This window comes from Halorubrum gandharaense, from assembly GCF_054654575.1.
Genome location: NZ_BAAIET010000001.1, coordinates 1769471 through 1787584, shown reverse-complemented (window position 1 = coordinate 1787584; position 18114 = coordinate 1769471). Strand labels below are relative to the sequence as shown.

Annotated in this window: 15 protein-coding genes; 5 read left to right on the top strand and 10 right to left on the bottom strand. The window is 68.7% G+C overall.

Translation table 11 applies throughout. From position 1 onward, the window contains the following. Positions 1 to 6 precede the first annotated feature (6 nt). Together azf and ACYQ07_RS08500 are read right to left on the bottom strand one after the other, a co-directional pair. On the bottom strand, positions 7 to 807 hold the full coding sequence (gene azf / locus ACYQ07_RS08505) for an NAD-dependent glucose-6-phosphate dehydrogenase Azf (RefSeq protein ID WP_459879892.1): 801 nt from the start codon (positions 805 to 807) through the stop codon (positions 7 to 9). A gap of 120 nt (positions 808 to 927) precedes the next feature. Continuing rightward, on the bottom strand, positions 928 to 1281 hold the full coding sequence (locus tag ACYQ07_RS08500) for a cell division protein SepF (RefSeq protein WP_459879889.1): 354 nt from the start codon (positions 1279 to 1281) through the stop codon (positions 928 to 930). Positions 1282 to 1415: 134 nt separating this feature from the next. Between ACYQ07_RS08500 and ACYQ07_RS08495 the strand changes: the two genes are divergently transcribed. Then, positions 1416 to 2129, top strand: coding sequence for a DUF1028 domain-containing protein (locus tag ACYQ07_RS08495; protein WP_459879885.1), 714 nt, complete (start codon positions 1416 to 1418; stop codon positions 2127 to 2129). A gap of 51 nt (positions 2130 to 2180) precedes the next feature. Here the strand turns inward: ACYQ07_RS08495 and ACYQ07_RS08490 are convergent, their stop codons facing one another. Together ACYQ07_RS08490 and ACYQ07_RS08485 are read right to left on the bottom strand one after the other, a co-directional pair. After that, positions 2181 to 2585 (bottom strand): SHOCT domain-containing protein, encoded by a 405-nt coding sequence (locus ACYQ07_RS08490; protein ID WP_459879882.1) that lies wholly within the window; start codon positions 2583 to 2585, stop codon positions 2181 to 2183. A 32-nt stretch (positions 2586 to 2617) separates the two neighbouring features. Then, the gene (locus ACYQ07_RS08485) at positions 2618 to 3040 is read right to left on the bottom strand and encodes an SHOCT domain-containing protein (RefSeq protein ID WP_459879880.1); all 423 of its coding nucleotides are present in this window, start codon (positions 3038 to 3040) and stop codon (positions 2618 to 2620) included. A 136-nt stretch (positions 3041 to 3176) separates the two neighbouring features. On the opposite strand from ACYQ07_RS08485, the gene rnz reads away from it, so the two are divergent. After that, positions 3177 to 4103: a ribonuclease Z gene (rnz, locus tag ACYQ07_RS08480; RefSeq protein WP_459879877.1), complete on the top strand. Its 927-nt coding sequence runs from the start codon at positions 3177 to 3179 to the stop codon at positions 4101 to 4103. Positions 4104 to 4575: 472 nt separating this feature from the next. After that, the gene (locus ACYQ07_RS08475; RefSeq protein WP_459879874.1) at positions 4576 to 4995 is read left to right on the top strand and encodes an HIT family protein; all 420 of its coding nucleotides are present in this window, start codon (positions 4576 to 4578) and stop codon (positions 4993 to 4995) included. Between the two features lie 390 nt (positions 4996 to 5385). Here ACYQ07_RS08475 and ACYQ07_RS08470 read toward each other — a convergent pair whose 3' ends face one another. Continuing rightward, entirely contained in the window at positions 5386 to 5961 is a 576-nt protein-coding gene (locus tag ACYQ07_RS08470; RefSeq protein ID WP_459879871.1) for a DUF7858 family protein, read from the bottom strand. A gap of 162 nt (positions 5962 to 6123) precedes the next feature. Here ACYQ07_RS08470 and ACYQ07_RS08465 point away from each other — a divergent pair, with 162 nt between their 5' ends. Continuing rightward, positions 6124 to 7116, top strand: a complete 993-nt coding sequence (locus tag ACYQ07_RS08465) for a transcription initiation factor IIB (protein WP_459879868.1) — start codon at positions 6124 to 6126, stop codon at positions 7114 to 7116. A 483-nt stretch (positions 7117 to 7599) separates the two neighbouring features. Here the strand turns inward: ACYQ07_RS08465 and ACYQ07_RS08460 are convergent, their stop codons facing one another. The 5 genes from ACYQ07_RS08460 to ACYQ07_RS08440 form a co-directional block, all read right to left on the bottom strand. Beyond that, positions 7600 to 8268 carry a DUF8080 domain-containing protein gene (locus ACYQ07_RS08460; protein WP_459879866.1) on the bottom strand — a complete coding sequence of 223 codons (669 nt, stop codon included), beginning with the start codon at positions 8266 to 8268 and terminating at the stop codon, positions 7600 to 7602. A gap of 20 nt (positions 8269 to 8288) precedes the next feature. Continuing rightward, positions 8289 to 9095, bottom strand: coding sequence for a DUF7856 family protein (locus ACYQ07_RS08455; RefSeq protein WP_459879864.1), 807 nt, complete (start codon positions 9093 to 9095; stop codon positions 8289 to 8291). Further along, positions 9092 to 9430 (bottom strand): DUF7855 family protein, encoded by a 339-nt coding sequence (locus tag ACYQ07_RS08450; RefSeq protein ID WP_459879861.1) that lies wholly within the window; start codon positions 9428 to 9430, stop codon positions 9092 to 9094. The genes ACYQ07_RS08455 and ACYQ07_RS08450 overlap by 4 nt, the downstream gene beginning before the upstream one ends. 98 nt (positions 9431 to 9528) lie before the next feature. Beyond that, positions 9529 to 9858 carry a DUF7854 family protein gene (locus ACYQ07_RS08445; protein ID WP_459879858.1) on the bottom strand — a complete coding sequence of 110 codons (330 nt, stop codon included), beginning with the start codon at positions 9856 to 9858 and terminating at the stop codon, positions 9529 to 9531. Next, a complete protein-coding gene (locus ACYQ07_RS08440) occupies positions 9859 to 15519 on the bottom strand; it encodes an LAGLIDADG family homing endonuclease (protein ID WP_459879854.1) in 5661 nt (1886 codons plus the stop codon). 247 nt (positions 15520 to 15766) lie between these two features. Between ACYQ07_RS08440 and ACYQ07_RS08435 the strand changes: the two genes are divergently transcribed. After that, positions 15767 to 17824, top strand: coding sequence for a DEAD/DEAH box helicase (locus tag ACYQ07_RS08435; RefSeq protein ID WP_459879852.1), 2058 nt, complete (start codon positions 15767 to 15769; stop codon positions 17822 to 17824). Positions 17825 to 18114: the final 290 nt, after the last annotated feature.

Genomic DNA, 18114 nt, shown 5'->3' with positions numbered 1-18114 from the left:
TATGCGCTACGTGCCGTCGTCGGCGAACTCCGGTTTGAGCTCGCCGTCGAAGGTGAAGTGTGCGGAGTTGTCCTGCGGGTCGTAGCCCAGCACCTCTCGGGCGCGCTCCAAGTCGTAGTACTTCCGGTCGTTGTCGGAGATCCCGTAGACGATCTCGAAGCCGTAGTCGGCCTGGAGACACCGGTCGAACAGGTGGGCGCAGTCGCGATGGGAGAGCCACATCGCCTGCCCGCGCTCGTACTCGCGGGGCGGGTGGTCCTTCGTGAGGTTGCCGATCCGGACGCAGACGACGCTCAGGTCGTGTTCGTCGTGGTGGAAGCGACCGAGGAACTCGCCGGTCGCCTTCGAGACGCCGTAGAGGTTGCCGGGGCGGGGAAGTTCGGTGCCGTCCAGCCGGAAGTCGTCGTCCTCCCGGTAGAGGTCCGGCTTTCGGTCGGTCTCGTAGTGGCCGACGGCGTGGTTCGAGGAGGCGAACGCGAGCTTCTCGACGCCGGCGTCGACGGCGGCGCGCATCACGACCTGCGTGCCGTCGATGTTGTTCCGGAGCACGGAGTCCCACGGGGCCGTCTTCCGGGGGTCGCCGGCGAGGTGGATGACGGCGCCGACGCCCGTCATCGCCTCGCGAACGTCATCAGGGTCGGAGACGTCCGCCACGTAGCAGTCGGCTTCCGTCGTCTCCGGCGGGAGTTTCGACGCCGGCAGCGGCTCACGGTCGAGCAGCCGCCAGTCGTAATCGTCGCCGATGCCGCGGAGGATGGCCTGTCCCACCCGTCCGCCGGCGCCCGTTAGCAGGACCGGCTCGTCCATTCGTGGAAACGTGGGCGTGAGAACGGCATATAACGCACGGTTCGGATCGGCGGTGTGGCCGCCGGCGGATCCGCAGTCCGGTCGCCGGCGTCACGATGCCGCGACGGGTGCGACCGTCGCCTACGAGAGCTTCTTTCGCGAAATCGAGACGCCCGTGGGGGCGAGCACGATCTGGTCGTCGCCCTTCTGGACGATGTCGCCGTCGACCTCCTGGGCGACCTGCCGCAGCTCGTCGATGATGTGCTCAACCGTCCGGTCCGACGTGGAATGGCGGGTGATGTCGGCGATGACGAAGTCGCCGTCGTAGACGGCGTCCTTGATCGGGATGATGTCGCCTTTGTCGCCGATCTCCGCGATGTGTACTTGCATTCCCGTGTCCGCGCGAGCCTCTGCGAAGTCGTCGAGGTCGAGTTCGACGTAGTCGTCGACCGACCGGTTACCGCCCCCGCCGAGGATCTTGCTCATAATGCCCATACACACCATGACCGGCGTTCGGACATTAGTTCTTACGTCAGACGCAGCCGACATGCAGGATTTCCGAGGACCCGCTTGTGGACCACCCTTCCGCGACCACAACCGCCTTTTTGCGCCGGCGCCCATCGACGCGTATGACGTTCAGCATCTGCGTTCGCGAGGGGTACACCGACGAGGGCGGCGACCGACAGACGCGGTACGGCGTCGCCGTCACCACCCGACTGCCGGGGGTGGGAACGCTCTGTCCGTTCGCCTCCGCAGACGGGGCGGTGGCGACGCAGTCGCTCGTCAACGTCGAACTCGGGCGGAAGGGGCTGGAGTATCTCGCCGACGGGCTCGCCGTCGAGGACGCGCTGGAGGCGCTGCTCAACGCGGACGACGGGCGCGAGCAGCGCCAGCTTCACGGCGTCGACGCCGACGGCACCTTCGCGTTCTCGGGCGAGGAGTGCAAAGACTGGTTCGGCCACGAGGTCGGCGAGAACTACACCGTCGCCGGCAATCTGCTCACGGGTGAGGACGTGGTTGCGGACACCGCCGCGGCCTACGAGTCGGACGCCCACGGCGACGCGCCGCTTGCCGAGCGCCTGATCGACGCGCTCGCCGCGGGCCACGAAGCCGGCGGCGACAAACGCGAGGACCTGTCCGTCCAGTCGGCGGCGCTGAAGGTGGTCAACACCGAGGAGGGAGACCGCTCGGACCCCTACTACAACGACCTGCGCGTCGACGCGACGGAGACGCCGATCGCCGACCTGCGGGAGACGTTCGAGACTGCAAAACGGGGGTATGCGGACGTGATGGCGAAGTACGCCGAGGCGTACGAGGAAGACGACATCGACGCCGCGGAGTAGGTGGCGGGCAGTCGTTGCGCTTGTCGGCGGGCAGCCGTTGCGCTTGTCGGCTCACCGCTCCCGCACGCGCTCGACCTCTCGTTGCACGTTATTGCGGATGCGGGCGGCCACGTCCTCCTCGCTTCGGTCGCCGGTCTCCGCGTCCTCGGTGTCGAGCAGTCGGTCGAGTTTCCGCTCGAACTCCGCCTCGTCGATCTCGCCGGTGGCGTAGCGCTCGCGGAGCGCGTCGAGCGCGGGGTCGACCTCCTGGTCGGGCTCCGGCTCGGGAACCGGCTTTGCGAGGGTGTGGAAAATGGGAAGGAGGACGAACAGGCCGAGGAACCACACCAGCGGCAGCGTCCACCAGAGATCCGTCACGAACGGGGCGGCGACGCCGGCGCCGATAACCGCCAGCGCGAAGATCCGGCGCCAGCGGTGACGGAGGTTCCAGGCGGCGGTGCGGAGGGGACCGGGCATGTGTGGAGGGAGACTGCCGACGGACGAAAGCGTTACCCTCTCTCGTGGCTCGTCTCGCGTTGCGTTTCGCGTGTCGTCTCCTGCTCGCTTGTGAGTCCCGTCTCCTCGCCGCCGGGTGGTACATCCCGTGCGACGTACTCGCTTGCGTCCTCGACGGCTTCCGTCTCCAGAAGCGCCTCCAGCCGGCGCTCGAACTCGGACTCGTCGATCTCGCCACTGGCGTACCGCCAGCGAACCGTCTCCAGCGCCTCCTCGGTCGTTTCGGGCTCGTCCGATTTCGCGAACCCGTCCGGCCACAACACTGAGACGACGAGCGCACCGCCGAGACCGGCGGCGAACGCCACGCCGGCGGCCGTCGACCAGCCGGCCGCACCGGCGACGAACGCGACCGCGAGCCCCACCACGACCAGCACCTCTGCGGGGGATTCTCGGGCCCCTTTGGGGAGAGAGACCATAGCGCACGATACTCGTGACGGGTGTTAAATCCGCGGCCGACTCTGGATGGAAGTGGTTGGAGGCGTGTCGGCGGCGGCAGCCACCGCCGCCCGCCGTTCCGACACCGGTTTAAAAGCGCCGCTCGCATCACCGACCATGTCCCTTCGAGTCACCTTCCTCGGGACGGGCGGCGCCGTGCCGACGACCGAGCGCGCGCCGAGCGCCCTGTTCGTCAACCGGGAGGGCGACACCCTGCTGTTCGACTGCGGGGAGGGCACCCAACGCCAGATGATGCGGTTCGGCACCGGCTTTGCCGTCGACCACCTGTTCGTCTCGCACACTCACGGCGACCACGTCCTCGGCATTCCGGGGCTGATCCAGACGTTCGACTTCAACGGCCGCGAGGAGCCGCTGACCATCCACTGTCCGCCCAACACCCGTGAGGACCTCCACGACCTGGTCCACGCGGTGGGTCACGACCCGGACTTCCACGTCGAGTTCGACGTGGTCGCCCCCGGCGAGGTCGCGCTCGACGGCGACGACTACGAGGTTTGCGCGTTCGAGACGGAACACCGCACCCGCTCGCAGGGCTACGTCCTTGAGGAGGACGACCGCCCCGGACGGTTCGACCGCCCGAAAGCCGAGGAGCTCGGCATTCCCGTCGGCCCCAAGTTCGGCAAGCTTCACCGCGGCGAGCCGGTCGAACTGGAGGACGGCACCGTGATCGACCCCGACCAGGTCGTCGGCCCCGCCCGCCCCGGTCGGAAGCTGGTGTACACCGCCGACACCCGGCCGCGCGAGCACACCGTCGCCGTTGCGGAGGGCGCCGACCTCCTCGTCCACGACGCCACCTTTGCGGACGACATGGCGGACCGCGCCCGTGACACCGCGCACTCCACCGGTCGAGAGGCCGGGAGCATCGCGGCGCGCGCCGGCGCGGAGCGTCTGGCGCTCGTCCACATCTCCTCGCGCTACGCCGGCGACGCCTCTCCGATCGCGCGTGATGCTCGTGAGGAGTTCGACGGCGAGTGTTTCATCCCCGGCGACGGCGAGCGCCTCGACGTGCCGTTCCCGGACTCGTAATACGTGACCGGTGGAGTGGGCGTTGGCAGCGTGTACGGGCGAGTTGTCGGTTTTTGTTGCGTCTTATAGGCGGTTTGAGCGGTTAATACGGTGAGCACGACGGCGAACACCTCCAAAGCCCCAGCCAGCTCCGGTCGAGGGGTTCGCTGCGCTCCTCGCTCTCAGCACCGCCCGCTGCGGTGCTTGCGTCACCCGTCTTCCCGGAGCTGGCTGCCCCTTTGAGTCCCAACCAACCCCGCACAGCACCGCAACCGCACCTCACGCCTCCCCAGCCTCGGCGGAGAGCGCGCCGGCGGACCGCACCGCCACGCCGGCGCGCTCCCGCCTCCCTCGCGCTCCGGCTCGCGCCTTATAAGGCGCTCGCCGGGCGCGCCATCGTGGGGTAGTTGGGAGGGTGCAGTCGCCCGTTCTTCGTATCGAGTCGCGCTTCGAGCGGGTAACCTTGATAGGGCGCGCCGCCGACTGCTCGCGTATGTCCGAGGACTGCATCTTCTGTGCGATCGTCGCCGGCGACATCCCGGCGCGGACCGTTCACGAGACCGACGACGTACTGGCGTTTCTCGACGCCAACCCGCTCGCGGCGGGGCACACCCTCGTGATCCCGAAGGGGCACGCCCAGCACGTCGGGGATCTCGACGCCGAGGCATCCGCGGCGCTGTTCGAGGCGGTCGGCGACCTCACGCCGCGCGTGCAGGACGTGGTCGACGCGGACGCCGCCAACGTCGGGATCAACGACGGCGAGGCGGCGGGTCAGGAGGTCCCGCACGTCCACGTCCACATCATCCCCCGATTCGAGGGCGACGGCGGCTCGCCGATCCACGCCGTGGCGGGTGCCGCCCCGGACCTCTCGGACGGCGAACTCGACGATATCGCCGAGCGGATCGCGGGCTGACGACGGTTTCCCTCCCGCGTCCCCGCTTTTCGGCGCTGCGCTCGCCGCCGCGCTCGATGCGGCCACCTCTCGGCTGAGCGGGATGGAGACGGACGCGAACGCCCTCGACAGCACCTTGCTCGTCCGCGCCCGCGCGGCCTTCGGCGGCTCCGTGGCCGAGGCAGCGACGTGGCCGAAACGGTTGACCGGACGGGCGCCGGCGCCCGTCCGGGTACTGCGGGAGCGGATCCGGACGGCGACGGCGCTATCCCGGCACTATCCCGGCGCTACGCCGGCTCCACGCCGGCGGAACGCTGTTCGAGGCAGAGGTGGGTGTGCCGTTCGCGGAGCTGGAAGCATCCGGTCGACTCGGGGGGTCGGCGTCCGTCCGTTCGCTCGCCAAAAACGGCGCTACCGCAGGTCGTCCGGCGTGCCGAGCGCGTCGCCGAGCGGTGCGACATCCGCGTCGCTACCTCCGCCCCCACCCCCACCCCCACCCCTCCGACCGCTCGCGTTGCCGTCGATCGGGGCGGATCCTGCGAGCGCGGCGTCGACGGCGGCGACAGCCTCCGGAATCGGATCGTGAGTCTCGACGTACGTCGCGAGTGCGAACTCCGCCGAATCGCCGCCGGCGAGCGCAAGCGCCTCGCTACGCGAACACTGACCGTCGAGCCAGTCGCGGACGATGCTCCGTCGGGCTGGCGGAAGTGGGCAGACGCCGTCGACCCCACAGCGATGCAGCGCCTTCGCGGCCGTCATCGGCGCGACGCCAGCCTCGCCGGCGGCCTCGTCCACGCTCGTCCCTGCGGTGTAGGCGTCGACGAGCGTTGCGACCGCTTCGGGAGTGTCCGGGAGCGCGTCCGCGTGGTCCGCAAGGCGGTCGACGAGCGGCACGTCCGTGTCGTCGGCGACCGCAACGCCCCGCGTGCCGCGCTCGCGCTGGCTTGCGGTCACCTCCAGTCCCGCAGCGATGTCCGACAGCGTCATGCACGATATTCTTTCAGTTTCCCATTTAAAATTATTGTACAATACCAGAATGTATCAGGATTGACCAACCGGTTATCGATTGGTGGTTCGCGCCGAGACTGGCGTCGAACCGGCGATCTCTCCCGAGTTTAAGTAAGCGATCGGGCCCGAGGCTCACGTGTGATGATCCCGACACGCTCGACCTGCCATTCGCGCACCGACCGCGCCGACTGCACCACCCCTGCCGACCGTTCGGAGCACGCCGACCGTTCGGACTGCGCCAACCGGGCCGACCAGGCCGACCGGCCCGCCGTGTCTCGTTCGCCGCTTCGGTGTCCGGAGTGCGGCGGCCGTGCGGAGACCACCGACGCGGAGCGCGTCTGTGCGGACTGCGGGCTCGTGTTGGAGTCCGACCGCATCGACCATGGCCCGGAGTGGCGCTCCTTTGCGGATGACGACCACGACCCCGAGCGGACGGGGGCGCCCCTCACCCGCTCGCGGCACGACCGCGGGCTCTCGACGGAGATCGGCCGGTCGACGCGCGTCACGGGGCGCAAGCGCCGTCGACTGGCGCGGATGCGCACCCATCACAACCGCGCGCGGATCTCCTCGAAACGGGAGCGCAATCGGGTGTACGCCTACACCGAGATCCGGCGCGTGGTGGGCGCGCTGGAGCTGCCCGACAGCATCCGTGACACGGCGTGTTCGCTGTTCGACTCGGCACAGGAGACGAACCTGCTTCGTGGCCGGTCGCTGGAGGGGTTTGCGTCCGCCTGCGTCTACGTCGCCTGCCGGACGGCGGATGTGGCTCGCACCGTCGAGGAGGTGTGTGAGGCCGCGAAGGCGGACGAGGCCGAACACCGCGCGGCGTTCGACGCGATGAACCGCGAGCTCGGGCTCCCCATCGGCCCTACCGCGCCGGCCGAGTACCTCCCCCGGTTCGCCTCCGAGCTGGAGTGTGCCCCCGCCGTCGAGCGCCGCGCCCGCGCGCTCGCCGAGCGCGCCGTCGCGGAGGGGTACGCCAACGGGCGCAATCCGGTCGGCGTCGCCGCCGCCTGCCTCTACACCGCCGGCCGGCAGGCCGACGCGCCCGGGATCACCCAGCAGGAGGCCGCCGACCTCGCCGACGTGACGGCCGTTACCGTCCGACGCACCTACGTCGACCTGACGGAGTGAGTGCGGCTCGGGTCATCAACCGCCTTGCGGGCTTCTCGTGGCTCGCTTCGATCGGGTCGCTCCGTAATCCTCCACGCACCTCACGGCCACGCACCTCACGGCTCCGCACCTCACGCCTCCCCAGCCTCGGCGGGCGGCCGCCCGCGGGCTCCGCACCGCGCCGCGGGCGCCCGCCGCCTCCCTCGCGTGCAGTTCGCGCCCGACGGGCGCGAACTGGCGCGCCACGGCCCATCGGAGACGCTGCTACTTGGGACCCCGCCTGCTGAGCATCGGCGCTGCGCCGAGGCGCGTTTCGTGTCGCCCGCGTGCGCTCGGAGAGCCCGCTCGGAGGGCCCGCTCGGCGAGGATCCGGACGGCGTCGGCGGCGTCGCGCTCGGGAGCCGCGGCAACGTCGTCCGCCGGCGTCGACGCGTCCACGCCGCCCTCCCCCGCTGCTTCCCCATCACCTTCTTCCGCCACCTGCTCCGCCCGCAACCGCGGGGATCATCGCAGCCGCTCCAGCGCGTCCGTCGGGGGGTCGGCGGCCTCCGCACGCTTCGCGAGCGCCGTCGCCCGCTCGCCCACCCGTCGGAGCCGCTCGGCGTCCCCGGCCAGTCGCTCGTCGAGGTCGTCGAGCGCCGCCGCGCCGCCGGCCGCCGCCAACACCTCGGCTGCGGTGGCGGCGTCGGCGTCCGAGAGCCGTTCGCCCCGCTCGACCCGCCGTTCCACCGCGTCGAGCCAGCCGTCCACCCGCGCGGGGCCGACCGGCGACCGGCCGCCGTCGCCGTGGGCGAGGTCGTCGTCGGGTCGACCGTCGTCGCGCGTCGCCGCCGGCTTCACGTCCACGAGTTCGACTGGCGGGTCCGCGGGGCCGTTCTCTGCGTTCTTCGCGTTCTTCGCGCCCCTCGCGGCTCCGGCGTCGTCGCCATCCGGTGGCGCGTCGAGGACGACCGCGAACCCCACGCCGCGGCGCTCGCCGGGCGCCAGCCGCACGTCGACGCCGTCGGCGTCGAATCCCGGACGCGGCACCTCGCGGCGCCGCGGCGGGAGAACGGGACCGGCGAGCCGGCAGCGAAGCCGACCCCGTCGAGGGGTTTCGCCGTCGTTGTGGAGTCGACACCGAACGAGGACCACGCCGGCCGCGGCGTGAGCCGTGCTCCAGGAGAGCTGCATACGCCGGATGCCGCGGCTTCCTACCTAAGGGTCGGGGCGGGCTCCGGCAGCGGTCGCCGGACAGCCACGCCGAGCACCCGCTCGGGTGGCCTCGTGAACCGCTCGGCGACCGCCGCAGCGATCCGGACCGGGCCGTCCAGTTCGGCGAGGCGAACGGCGGCCAGCGCCGCCGTAACGTGGTCGCCCTCGTACGCGACCGGATGGTCGTTCCCGTTGCGCAGATCACCCGGTTCCCGTCCATCTCTGCCGGGGACGGCCGCGAGTGCCCTGTGGAACTCCCCATGGAGCCCGGCGGACAGCTCCCAGCGGGCATCCCGCCGTCGGTTCTCCAGCCGGTCCCGAAGCTGCAGCCGGCGCTCGCGGGCGTCCCTCGCGGCGGCGGCGCGCTCCCGGCACCGGTCCAGCGCCTGCTCGGCCGCCACGCGGGCCGTCTCCGCGCGGGCGAGCGCCGCGGCTGCCGCCTCCAGCTCCTCGCCGGCCGCGGCCGCATCCGCGTCCCGATCGGCCCCCTCGACGCCGCGGAGCGCGCGGACCTCGCCGCGGGCGGCGGCGACCCGCTCACGAAGGCGCGCCTCGTCCGCGGTGGCCTCGGCGACACGTTCGCGGGCGCTCCGGAGGTCCACCCGTACCGGATCCGTGTGGGCGAGCGCTGCTGCCAGCTCCGTAAGCTCCCCGTGGACGGACGACCGCCGGCCACGGGAGCGGGCCGCCGCCGCCAGTAGCGCCAGCACGGACGCCGTCGCCGGCACGGCTCCGAGCACGGTGGGCGGGCGGGGAACCGGTCGCGTCTCCGACGTTGCGGGTATCGTCCCGTCGTGACCCCTCACAGTTCCCGCCCCTTCAGCGTCTCCGGATCGGGGTGGTCGGTGCCCGCCGCGAACGCGGCGTACGGCGTCGACGGCGTCTCCCGGGCGGCGTAGGCGGCCGCCGCCTCGCGCACCTCGTCGGCCACGTCGGCGAACTCGTTGAACGGCCGGGTGCGCTCGACCTGCACGTCGTCGCCGTGGGCCGCGCGAAGTCGGAGCGTGAGAAACGCCCCGTACGCCGTCGGCTCCAGCAGTGCCGCTCGCCCGAACCGCCGCCGTACCTGTTCCGGATGCCCGTCACACGCGTTCCGCAGCCCGGCTCGTGCGGGCGCCGAGTACGTCACGACCAGCAGCATGGGGTTCCATGAGGTGTAATTATGAATAATTCTTACGGACTAAATAAGTGAACTATCTTCGGACGACCGGTGCCGGGTCGATTCGGCGCGGCGATCCCTCAGATCCGCTCGACCTTGAACCTCGGGTGGTGGTCGCCGGCATCCCCATCGTCGGCGTCCTTATCGCCAGCGTCCGCCTCGGCCCCGGTCACCCCGACCGCCGCCTGGACCCGTTCTCGGGCGGCCGGCTCCGTGGGAGCGACGACGACCGTTCCGTGGGCTGGCTCGTCGCCAACCGCGCGGAACACGTCGTCGTCGCCCTCGAACTCCGTCGCGTAGGTGCGGAGCGTGGCGGCCACGCGTCGTTCCATCGTCGTGAGGTCGGCGTCTCCCTTCTCGAACCCGCGGAGCGCGTCCTCGACGTTCCGCAGGGCGCTGATCCGGTCCATCTACGTCGTCCGGAGGTGACCCTGTTTGGGCTCGTACACCTCGCCTTTGGTGCGGAGCTTCTCGATCTCCCCTTCGGCCTTTCCGGGGTCGAGGCCGATCTCGCCGGCCCGGTCGAGCACCTCGTCGACGGGCGCGCCCTCGTCGTACTCCTCTTCGATGTCCGCGATGAGCCCCTTGATGTTCTTGATCCGGTCGCGCTGGCTCTTCGAGGTACCCGTTTCGACCACGTCGGCGTCGAACTGTCCGGTCTCCGGGTCGACCCCGATGTCCTGCAGACAGGACTCGACGAGCTCCGTCGAGCGCTCGGCGTCCTCCTCGTCGACCGTGTCCGAGAGGCGCACGCGGGCGCTCGCCTCCGCGAGCCGCACCAGCGCCTCCAGCTGGCGGGCGGTGACCGGCACCGGGGAGTCCTCGTCCATCCCCTTCGAGCGCAGGTCGACGTAGAACTGCTCGATCCGGTCTTTCGCCTCGTCGGTCATCGTCGGATAGCAGTTCCGTTTGGCGTACGCGATGTACTTGCGCAGCAGCTCGGCGTCGATCTCCGGCGCCACCTGCTCGGTGACCTCGTCGACCTCCGCGCTCGTGAACTCCGAGGTCGGGACGTTCTCGATCTGGGTGTTGAGCTCGCCGGCGTAGTTCGTCTTGAGGATGTGCTCGGCCAGCCGGGAGTCGTGTTCCGGGTCCGGCTGGTCGGTGACCGTGAAGATCAGGTCGAACCGCGAGATGAGCGCGGGTTCGAGGTCGATCTGCTCGCCGATCGGCTCGTACTGGTCGAACCGGCCGTACTTGGGGTTTGCGGCGCCGAGCAGCGAACACCGCGCCTTCAGCGTCGCGTTGATTCCTGCCTTCGAGACGGAGATCTGCTGTTGTTCGAGCCCCTCGTGCATCGCGGAGCGGTCCGAGGAGTTGTGGACGACGAGCCCGTTCGCGAGGAAGTTGTGCGTCCCCTCGACGGTCAGGTCGTACACCTTCGGCGTCCGGCCGTCCTCGATCCGGCTCAGCAGCGAGTCGAGTTCCTCCCTGGTAGCGTCCACTTCGCTCAGCACCGCCTCACGCAGCTCCGCGAAGCGGTCGGTCTCGACGGCGCCGGCAAGCCACCGCGACACCGTCGCCTGGTCCACGCCGAGCGAGGAAGCGACCGCTTCCTGGCTGACCCCGTGGGCGTTGAGCGCCGCCGTCAACTCCGCCTCGGTGGTCGCCGCACTCGGGTCGCGGTCGAGTAGCTCTCGAGCACGGCGCTCGGCGGTTTCGGCGGGACCGCCGAGCACGTCCGCGAGTCGTTCGCGGAGCACGCGGCCGCGGTGCTCGGTCGATTCGGGGTCCACGGTCTCGACGGACTCCACTCGTCGCCACTTCACGTCGCCGCGAACGAACGTGCGGAGCGGATCGAGGTCGGTCGCCGCGACCGCGTCGACGACCTCACGGAGTCGGCTGGTAACCGTCTGGTGGACCGCCGCATTCTCGCCCCAGCCGAGGGAGATTTGCTGTTGTGACAGCGCCGTTCCCTCGGCGAGCTCGGACTGGGAGACGTGGTAGCGGTTCCGCAGCTCGGTGAGGGTCTCCCACGCCGGTTCGTCGTCGAGCGCGGCGAGCTCCTCGGCTGCCGTCTCCACACGCCGCTCGAACGCGTCGAGCACGCGCTCGGCACGGTGGAGCGAGACGTTCGCCGCACCGCTCTCGAAGTCGTGGTAGGTGCCCGCGTTGAGCCCGCACTCGTCCTGATGCAGCCGGAGCGAGTCGCGAGTCGTCGCGAGCAGTTCGTCGATCTCCGGAACCACGTCGAGGATCGTGCGGTCGCCGTCGGCGGATTCGACGACGCGTTCGAGGGCCTCTGCCTTGCGGCTCGCCGCGAATCCGATGTACCGGTGGAACGCCGCAAGCGAGTCGGCGTCGGTTACCGTGAGGGAGTACACGTCTCGGCCCTCCTCACGAGCGCGATGCTGGAGCTGGCTCGACACGCCGAACTGAAGGAGGAGGGTACGGGTCCCACGAAGCAGATCCTGGCTCGCGGAGGCGATCCGGATGTGGCCCGCCGACTCGTCGACGTGCCCTTCGCTGTCGGCCAGCGCGCCCACGAAGGCGGCCTTCGCCGCGCGGGAGCCGGTCGACACCGCCGTCGGGAAGCACTTCTCGTCGTACCGGCCGAGGTTCATCCCCGCGTCGAGCACGGCGTCGGCGTGTTCCTTTCCGGTGACGCGCACGGTTTCGATGCCGTCATCCCGCTGTTCGCTCGGCGGGCGCGTGGGATCCGCGTTGAACGTCTCCCGGGCCGCCCGCTCGAAGTCGTCCAGTAGCTCGTCGTCCGCGTTCGTGAACCGAACGCCGTACGAGCCCTCTTTGCGATCGTAGTAGACGTTGCCGTCGCCGGAGAGGTACCCCAGCACGCTCGCCATCGCGGTGTCGACGCTTCCGTCGCGTTCGGCGTCGTTCGCAATCGAACCCGTGCCCGGAGTCGGCGCGTTCGTCTCCGCCTGCTTCGCCCCCTTCGCCTGCATCTCCGCCGCAACTCCCGCCCCGTCGGCGGCCGGCGTCGGGATCTCGCGAGGGACGTACGCCCAGTCGCCGGCTTCGAGTTCGGCCGCCTCGCGCTCGACGCGCTCGCCGTCCTCGATGAGGAAGAACGGGTGATCCGCGGTCGCGGTCAGCGTCTCCCCGGTCTCCATCCGCACCCGCGTCAGCTCGCTCGGCGCGTCGTACTCGTGGACGACCGAGACCGGACGCTCGACCAGCCGCCCGTTCTCGTCCATCGTCCAGACGTCGAGGTCGATGTCGCGAACGAGCTGCCCGTTCGAGAGCTGCTCCACCTCGCCGTCTTCGGCGGCCTCCCTCGCCAGCTCGTCGATGCGCTCGACGCGACCGTCCGAGCACGCGACCAGCGTGTCGCCGGTCACGCAGTCCATCTTGTCCAGCTCGTCGACCGCCGCGATCCCCTTGTCCGCGAGGACGAGCGCGCCGGCCTCCAGCGACCACTGCTGGCCGTCGCCGAAGTCGTCGCGTACCGCAGCGGCCGTGTTGTGCGTCACGAGGCCGTTTCCGAGGAAGTTGTGCGTGTCCGGGACCGTGAGGTCGAACACTTCCTTCTCGCCCGTATCCTCGGCGCCGACGACTTCGTCCCAGACGAGGTCGGCCTCAGCGACTTCCTCCACGACTGATTCGACGTTTCCAAGATCGATCTCGTCGATCATCGACAGTGCGCGCTCGCGACTCGGGTCGTCTCCTCGATTCAGGTTCTGCCAGTACGTGGTTGCACCTCCATCGGTCCGGGCGAGGACATCACCTACCGGGAGACGTTCGCCGCGTCGAGGAGCATCGCGAACGATCCCGTCCAGTGCAGCCGACTTCGTCGTCGATCGGAAGCCGACGCGGTCAGCAAACTCGTCGAGTTCCTTTCCGTAAATGGCAAGGTGCGTCTGGACCGATGTCGACTCGATCTCGTGCCCGTCGGCACGCTCGTACGTTCCACGGCGGTCGCGTTCGCGCGTTCGTGGACGAACACCGTACGTTTCCAGCATCAACTGCACTTGTTCAGCGAGATCGCCACAGACGGTCGAGAACTGAACACTTGACCCACCGTCGTCACGGGGACACACGGATCCATCTGCATCGAACAGGCCCCGCAGGAACGCGTCAGCGTGCTCCGCGGTCGTCAGTCGCGGGTCGAGGGAAATGTCGGTTTTTGGCGACTCGACGCCGACGTTGCTGAAGAAGCGAGCGACGGTTGCACTGTGGAGCCGAATGCAGGGGACGCGGTCGTCCTGATATTCGATATCCACTGATTTGTCGAACTTCGATTCGATTATCTCGATGGCATGTGTCAGGAGTTCCTCGTCCGAGTTGGAAATCCGAACGTGGCCTCGGTTCCCTCCACGCCGAGAGACCATCACGTCTCCGTCACCGAAAACGAGTCCGATCAGGTACATGAGATCCGCGTCGAACGCATCGGGAATTCGCACTCCATCGCCGTGGCGAAGCATCGCGCGCTCGACGTCGACATCGTTCCGGTCCGCGTCGATCGCGTCAAGGACGGTGTCGAGTTTATCGAGCGGAATGTGCCGGTTCACGAGGGTGTCGTAGACGAAGTCCTCGGTGAGATCGAGTGCTGTGGCGGCGTCGCGCAGCGTACCGAACTCCTCGCGAAGCCGGTTCCGGAGGAACGTGACCGACTCGTCGCTCGGCTTGAGCTTCTCCTCGGTGAACTCCACGTACTCACGGATCGAGGGCGAGGAACGTTCGACGTTGGCGTAGCTTGGAACGGCAACGTGGTCGCCGGCGTCGACGTCCGAGATCTCGCGCCACTCGATCCCGTTGTCTCCGCAGACGAGTACGGGAGTGTTAACCGATGCTTCGAGGTGCTTCCCGTGTGCGGTTTCGATCCGCCGACACGGTTTTTCCGGCATGCGCCAGACGTGTGAACTTTCGGCGAGATCAACCGTCCCGGTCTCACGGTCGAACGTGTATAGGTCGTGTCCCGTCTCCACGGACGTCTCCGTGTCGACCGGTTTCGGGTGGTGCTCGTTCGCGATGTCGCGGATCGGAACGAACCCATCCGAGGTGTGGATTTTCGTATCTCCTGTAACGCAGAGACCTGCAGCGGATGATCCCTTACCGGAGGTATAAACTGATCTTGGGGCAATATTCTCGACATAACTGATCATCTGAGACTTTCCGGTACCTGGATCTCCAATCAGCAGCATGTGAAGGTCGCCGCGGATCCGGGAGCCGTCGGGGAGGTGTTTGGTGACGCCCGAGAAGAGCTGGAGCACCATCGCGAGCTTCTCCTCCTCGTAGCCGTAGATCGCCGGCGCCAGCGACTCGACCATCGCGTCGTAGATGTCGGGCCGGTTGGAGAGCTCGATGATCTCCTGTTTGTCCGCGTCGGTGATGTCCATGTCCTCGAACTCCTCGTCCTCGATGCGGATGGAGACGCCGTCCATGTAGAGGTCGAAGATGGCGGACTTCTCGTTGCCCTGCTCGACCTGCTCGATGTGGAGCACGCCGACCGCGGTGACGTGGTCGCCGGGCGTGACGTTCCCGGTGATGTCGTCGACGATGTCGACGTCGAGCGACTGCGGTGTCTCGCCGCCGCGGAGCCCCTCGGGGGACTCCTGGATGCGGAGCTTCTGGGAGTCGATGAACTCCGACTGGTCGAAGTTCACGCGGAAGGGACCCTGCCGGTCACAGCCCTGACACTCGTGGGGCTCCTGGAAGCCGCCGTCGCTCTGGGGAATGTACGTCATCGTGCCGCAGCGCTGGCACTCGAAGGCGGCCTCGGTCACCTTGGGGCGCACGTCGGTCGCCTTGCGGATGATCCCCTGGACGGAGACCAGCTGGCCGATGTGGTCGTCGTGGACGCGGATGCCACGGATGTCGATGCTCTCGGGGAGGTTCTCGATCCGGACGTGCGCGCGCCCGAGGCTCACGTCGGCCGGCAGGTCGTACAGGCGGAGTGCCTCCTCGGCGTACTCGCGCATCTGGTCCGGCTGGCTACGGAAGTCCTCCGCCAGGTCCCGGTCGAACTGGAAGAGGTCGTCGTAGTCGATGTACAGCGAGCGCTGTTCGTTCGGATATTTCTGGGCGAGCGTCCCGATCTCGTCTCGATAGTAGTTTCGGTAAAACTGGATGAACCGCTCGGTGAGGTCCTGGTTCCCGGCCTGCGCCATTACGACTGGGCTTGGTCGTCATCACCTATGAACCTCATGCTCCCGGGGTGGAAGTGGTCAGGTCGCTGCGTTCGACGACCGAAAACCGCAACCGGGGAGCGCGGCGAGCATCCAACACGGAGCCGCAAACAAGGGGGGTTCGGGGCGAAAGCGCTCGGCGGTCGCCGGCTCCGCAGGTCTCCAACGGTCTCCACACCCCATCTCGCAGACGGATCGCTGAAATACCCCAGTAGCGTACAAGGGGACAGTGTCACAGCAGTTGGCCGACGTCGAGACGCTGTTCCTCCACGAGGGGCGGAGCGACTACACGGTCGTCGCCCTCCGGGACGGCAACCGCGTGCTCCGCGGGCGTCTCGAGTTGAAGGAAACGTCAGCCGGTCCCCGCCCCGGGAAGTTCCGCGTCGTCCGGGACGACGACGAGGACCCCCGCCAGCCGGACGAGTTCGTCGATCTCGCGCGCGCCGCGGGCCGCATCCGCATCTCCCAGCAGACCTCCCCGGAGTGCCGCGAGCGCCTCCAGGAGATGCTGGACGGCTACCAGCTCGACGCGCTCGCCGTCCGGACCTGCCGCCAGTGTGCGAACGCCGGGCGCTACGGCCCGATCACCGAGGAGACGGCCATCGAGCACAACGGCGAGCACATCTGCCACGACTGTGCCCGCCGCGAGCTGGAGCGGGAGCTCTCGTATAAAGGCGAGTTCACCGGTGCCGCCGAGGACCGGCTGGAGGACCTCCTGTACGAGTCCGGTGACCTCGACCGGATCGTCAATCTGCTTCAGGGTGGGCTCGACCCCGACCTCACGAAGTTCGACGAGGTGTCTGCCAACGTCGACGACGTGTCCCCCGTCCGCACCGAGGAGCTCGATCTCCACCCCGATCTCTCGCGGATGGTGCAGGGGCGCTTCGAGGAGTTGCTCCCCGTCCAGAGTCTTGCCGTGCGGAACGGCCTGCTCGACGGCGACGACCAGCTCGTGGTGAGCGCGACGGCGACCGGGAAGACGCTCGTTGGCGAGCTTACGGGCATCGACCGCGCGCTCCGCGGTGACGGGAAGCTCCTCTTTTTGGTGCCGCTCGTCGCGCTCGCCAACCAGAAACACGAGGACTTCAAAGACCGGTACGGCGACCACCTCAACGTCTCCATCCGCGTCGGCTCCTCTCGGGTGAGCGACGACGGCAACCGCTTCGACCCGAACGCCGACGTGATCGTCGGCACCTACGAGGGGATCGACCACGCGCTCCGGACGGGCAAGGACCTCGGCGACGTGGGAACCGTCGTCATCGACGAGGTCCACACCCTCAAGGAGGGCGAGCGCGGCCACCGGCTCGACGGGCTCATCTCGCGGCTGAAGTACTACAGCGAGAACCGGATGGAGACGCACTCGGGGTACGGCGGCACCCAGTTCGTCTACCTCTCGGCGACCGTCGGCAATCCCGAGTGGCTCGCGCGGAACCTCCGTGCGACCCTGATCGAGTACGAGGAGCGCCCAGTCCCCATCGAGCGACACGTCACCTTCGCTGACGAGCGCGAGAAGGCGCAGATCGCCAACAAGCTCGTCAAACGCGAGTTCGACACCAAATCCTCGAAGGGGTATCGCGGGCAGACGATCATCTTCACCAACTCCCGCCGGCGCTGTCACGAGATCAGCCGGAAGATCGGCTACGACTCCGCGCCGTACCACGCCGGCCTCGACTACGGCCGCCGCAAGCAGGTCGAGCGGATGTTCGGCGATCAGGACCTGTCGGCGGTCGTGACGACCGCCGCGCTCGCCGCCGGCGTCGACTTCCCCGCCTCGCAGGTGATCTTCGACTCGCTGGCGATGGGGATCGAGTGGCTCTCCGTCCAGGAGTTCTCACAGATGCTCGGGCGGGCCGGCCGGCCGGACTACCACGACCGCGGGCGCGTCTACCTCCTCGTGGAGCCCGACGGCATCTACCACAACTCCATGGACCGGACGGAGGACGAGGTCGCGTTCACCCTCCTGAAAGGCGAGATGGAGGACGTGTCGACCCACTACGACGAGACCGCCGCCGTCGAGGAGACGCTGGCGAACGTCGTGGTCGCCGGCAAGAAGGCCAAGCGGCTCAACGACCGGATGATCGGCGAGATCCCCACGAAACACGCGATCGGCAAGCTGCTGGAGTGGAACTTCATCGACGGCTTCGAGCCCACGCCGCTGGGCCACGCCATCACCCGCCACTTCCTCGCGCCCGACGAGGCGTTCCGCATCGTCGACGCGATCCGGAAGGGCCAGGACCCGTACGGCATCGTCGCCGACCTGGAACTGTACGAGAACGAGAACGAGTAGGCGTCCGAACGTTTTTGGCCTATTCGGGAATTCAAAATAGCGTGAGACAGCTGGTCGATGAGACTTGCTTGGTGATCGAGATCGGGGGTGGGTATTGCAACTCGTCGCCGTCGACGGAGTATATAAACAAACGAGAGCGGCGGCGACGCCCCACTTATAAATGAAGACGCGGTGCGGTGGCGCGCCCGGCGAGCGCCCAGCGGGTGCTCGCCGGCGCGCGAGGGAGTCGTCGCCGCAGGCGACGACGAGGCTGGGGAGGCGTGAGGTGCGGTTGCGGGGCGGTGCGGGGT